This is a genomic window from Mesorhizobium sp. M7A.F.Ca.CA.001.10.2.1 (assembly GCF_003998575.1).
In the GTDB taxonomy this organism is placed as follows: domain Bacteria; phylum Pseudomonadota; class Alphaproteobacteria; order Rhizobiales; family Rhizobiaceae; genus Mesorhizobium.
In genome coordinates this window covers 1-4378 of the sequence record NZ_RZQY01000518.1, presented here as the reverse complement: position 1 = coordinate 4378, position 4378 = coordinate 1, and the positions used below count along the sequence as shown (strand labels likewise).

The following is a 4378-nucleotide window of genomic DNA, read 5'->3' as shown; positions in this document are numbered from 1 at the left end:
AAGTTGCGACAGCGAACGGCCGCGTCGCCTATGGGCCGGTAAAGCCGTCCGACGTCAAAAGCCTGTTCGACGGCGGCTTTCTCACCGGCGGCCATCACAAGCGCTGGCTGGGCTCACCGGACAAGATCCCCTTCTTCGCCAAGCAGACGCGGCTGACCTTCGCGCGCTGCGGCGTCACGGATCCGCTTTCGCTCGAATCCTACAAGAAGCATGGCGGGTTGAACGGACTGACGAACGCGCTGGCACTGACGCCTGCCGACATCGTCGCCCAGGTTACCGAATCGGGCCTGCGCGGGCGCGGCGGCGCCGGCTTCCCGACCGGCATCAAGTGGAAAACGGTGCTCGATACCGCAGGCGACCGCAAATACATCGTCTGCAACGCCGACGAAGGCGATTCAGGCACCTTCGCCGACCGCATGATAATGGAGGGCGATCCGTTTGTGCTGATCGAAGGCATGACGATCGCCGGTATAGCCACGGGCGCGACCAAGGGCTTTGTCTATGTCCGCTCGGAATATCCGCATGCGGTGGCGGTGATGAACAAGGCCGTCGAGGTCGCCCGCAAGGCCGGCGTTCTTGGCGCCAGCGTGCTGGGTTCACCTTACGCGTTCGACATGGAGATCCGGGTCGGCGCCGGAGCCTATGTCTGCGGGGAGGAGACGGCGCTGCTCGATTCGCTCGAGGGCAAGCGCGGCATGGTGCGCGCAAAGCCGCCGCTGCCGGCGCATAAGGGGCTGTTCGGCAAGCCGACGGTGATCAACAATGTCATCTCGCTGGCCTCGGTGCCTGTCATCATGGACAAGGGTGCGGCCTACTACAAGGATTTCGGCATGGGCCGCTCGCGCGGCACGATCCCGATCCAGATCGCCGGCAACGTCAAATATGCCGGCCTGTTCGAAGCCGCTTTCGGCATGACGCTGGGCGAGATCGTCGACGAGATCGGCGGCGGCACGGCCACGGGGCGACCGGTCAAGGCGGTGCAGGTCGGCGGGCCGCTCGGCGCCTACTTCCCGCGCGCGCTGTTCGACACGCCGTTCGATTATGAAGCCTTCGCGGCAAAGGACGGGCTGATCGGCCATGCCGGCATCGTGGTGTTCGACGACACCGCCGATATGCTGAAACAGGCGCGCTTTGCCATGGAGTTCTGCGCCATCGAAAGCTGCGGCAAGTGCACGCCCTGCCGCATCGGCTCGACGCGCGGTGTCGAGACCATCGACAGAATAGTCGCGGGCATCGAGCCGGAGAAGAACCTCGCTCTGGTCACCGACCTCTGCAACACGATGAAGTTCGGTTCGCTCTGCGCGCTGGGCGGCTTCACGCCCTATCCCGTGATGAGCTCGATTACCCATTTCCCCGACGACTTCAAGCCAGCGCCCGTGCGCGTGGCTGCCGAATAGGAGCTGGCAGATGAACATCAAGGCCGACTTCCCCTCCCTCGTCGAAGAGATCGACTACGGAACCCCGCAATCGAAGGCGCAGAAGCAGGTCACGCTGAACGTCGACGGTCGCAGCATCACCGTGCCGGAAGGCACCTCGATCATGCGTGCCGCGATGGAAGGCGGGGTCGAGATCCCGAAGCTTTGCGCCACCGACATGCTGGACTCCTTCGGTTCGTGCCGTGTCTGCCTTGTCGAGATCGAAGGACGCGGCGGCACGCCGGCATCGTGCACGACGCCCGTCGGCGAAGGCATGATCGTGCGCACGCAGACCGAGCGGCTCGATGCCATTCGCCGCGGCGTCATGGAGCTCTACGTCTCCGATCATCCGACCGGCTGGAACGAACAGGCCGGAACCGGCGCGAGCGAGTTCGATGCGGTGGCGAAGTCGATCGGCCTGACCGAGAACCGCTACGGCATCGAAGGCCGCAACCACGTCAAGCCGGAAGGTGGCGTGGCGCCCGGCCATGGCTCGCTGGCGGTCGACTACATCGCCCGCGATGAATCCAACCCCTATTTCACCTATGATGCCTCGCAATGCATCGTCTGCTCGCGCTGCGTGCGGGCCTGCGAAGAGGTGCAGGGCACCTTCGCGCTGACCATCGAGGGACGAGGCTTCGAATCCCGGGTTTCGGCGGGGATGCACGAGGCGTTCATCGATTCGGAATGCGTGTCCTGCGGCGCCTGCGTGCAGGCCTGTCCGACCGATGCGCTGCGCGAGAAGACGGTGCTTGCCAAGGGCCTGCCGGAGCGCTCGGCTGTTACCACCTGCGCCTATTGCGGCGTCGGCTGCTCGTTCAAGGCCGAGGTGAAGGGTGACGAAGTCGTTCGCATGATGCCCTATAAGGAGGGGAAGGCGAACCACGGCCATTCCTGCGTCAAGGGCCGTTTCGCCTATGGCTACGCCACCCACAAGGACCGCATCCTGTCGCCGATGATCCGCGAAAAGGTCACCGACCCGTGGCGCGAGGTGAGCTGGGAAGAGGCGATCGCCCATACGGCCAAGGAATTCCGCCGCATCCAGTACCAGTACGGACGCACTGCGATCGGCGGCATCACCTCGTCGCGCTGCACCAACGAGGAAACCTATCTCGTCCAGAAGATGGTGCGGCAGGGTTTCCGCAACAACAATGTCGACACCTGCGCACGCGTCTGCCATTCGCCGACGGGCTACGGGCTCGGCCAGACCTATGGCACCTCGGCCGGCACGCAGGATTTCGATTCCGTCGACTTCACCGACGTCGCCGTCATCATCGGCGCCAATCCGGCTTCCGCTCACCCGGTGTTCGCCTCGCGGCTGAAGAAGCGGCTGCGCCAGGGCGCCAAGCTGATCGTGCTCGATCCGCGCCGCACCGAGATGGTCAAGTCGGCCCATATCGAAGCGGATTATCACCTGCCGCTGAAGCCCGGCACCAATGTGGCCGTGCTGACGGCGCTGGCGCATGTGATCGTCACCGAGGGCCTGTTCGACGAAGCCTTCATCCGCGAACGCTGCGACTGGACGGAGTTCCAGGATTGGGCATCGTTCGTAGCCTTGCCGGAAAACAGCCCCGAAACCGTCGGCAAATTGTCCGGCGTCGATCCAGAGCTGATCCGGGGCGCTGCGCGGCTCTACGCCACCGGCGGCAACGGCGCGATCTATTACGGCCTCGGCGTGACGGAACACAGCCAGGGCTCGACCACTGTGATGGCAATCGCCAATCTCGCCATGGCCACCGGCAATATCGGCCGGCCCGGCGTCGGCGTGAACCCACTGCGCGGCCAGAACAACGTGCAGGGCTCCTGCGACATGGGCTCCTTCCCGCACGAACTGCCGGGCTATCGCCACATCTCCGGCGAAGCCGTGCGCGATATCTATGAGACCTTGTGGGGCGTGAAGCTGGACGACGAACCCGGCCTGCGCATCCCCAACATGCTCGACGCCGCCGTCGACGGCAGCTTCAAGGGCATCTACATCCAGGGCGAGGACATTCTGCAGTCCGATCCCGACACCAAGCATGTCGCCGCCGGCCTTGCCGCGATGGAATGCGTCGTCGTGCACGACCTGTTCCTCAACGAGACGGCGAACTACGCGCATGTCTTCCTGCCGGGCTCGACTTTCCTGGAGAAGGACGGCACCTTCACCAACGCCGAGCGCCGCATCAACATGGTGCGCAAGGTTCTTGAGCCGAAGGCGCGCTACGCCGATTGGGAGGCGACGCAGGAGCTTGCCCGCGCGATCGGGCTGGACTGGAACTATCAGCATCCCTCCGAGATCATGGACGAGATCGCGATGACCACGCCGAGCTTCGCCGGCGTCTCCTTCGAGTTGCTCGACCGTGTCGGATCCGTGCAATGGCCCTGCAACGAGAAGGCGCCGCTCGGCACCCCGATCATGCATATTGACGGGTTCGTGCGCGGCAAGGGCAAGTTCATCCGGACCGAATATGTGGCGACGGACGAAAGGACGGGACCGCGCTTCCCGCTGCTGCTCACCACCGGCCGCATCCTGTCACAGTACAATGTCGGCGCGCAGACCAGGCGCACCGACAACAGCATGTGGCACTCGGAGGACCGGCTGGAGATCCATCCGCACGATGCCGAGAACCGCGGTTTGCGCGACGGCGACTGGGTCCGGCTGACCAGCCGATCGGGCGAGACGACGCTGCGCGCGCTGATCACCGACCGGGTGTCGCCCGGCGTGGTCTACACGACGTTCCATCATCCGGACACGCAGGCCAACGTCATCACCACCGACTTCTCCGACTGGGCGACCAATTGTCCGGAATACAAGGTGACGGCGGTGCAGGTCGGCGCCTCCAACGGACCGTCGGAATGGCAGCGCGACTATGACGAGCAAGCCAAGCAGAGCCGGCGCATCGCGTCTTTGCAGGCGGCGGAGTAGTCTTGAGCGCGCGCCGCAAAGCCACGACGCAGGTATCGCGGCTGGCGCACCGCGCGGT

General features: G+C 64.8%; 1 protein-coding gene and 2 pseudogenes. All 3 read left to right on the top strand.

Features of this window, described 5'->3' with window-relative positions:
- Positions 1-1397 (top strand): NADH-ubiquinone oxidoreductase-F iron-sulfur binding region domain-containing protein (locus EN964_RS26270; protein ID WP_127276915.1); only part of this gene is annotated, 1397 nt, incomplete at its 5' end.
- A 10-nt stretch (positions 1398-1407) separates the two neighbouring features.
- Positions 1408-1771 (top strand): annotated as a pseudogene (locus EN964_RS39465) (2Fe-2S iron-sulfur cluster-binding protein); the annotation flags it as partial.
- Between the two features lie 59 nt (positions 1772-1830).
- A pseudogene (gene fdhF / locus EN964_RS26265) lies at positions 1831-4320 on the top strand (formate dehydrogenase subunit alpha); the annotation flags it as partial.
- Between the last annotated feature and the right edge of the window lie 58 nt (positions 4321-4378).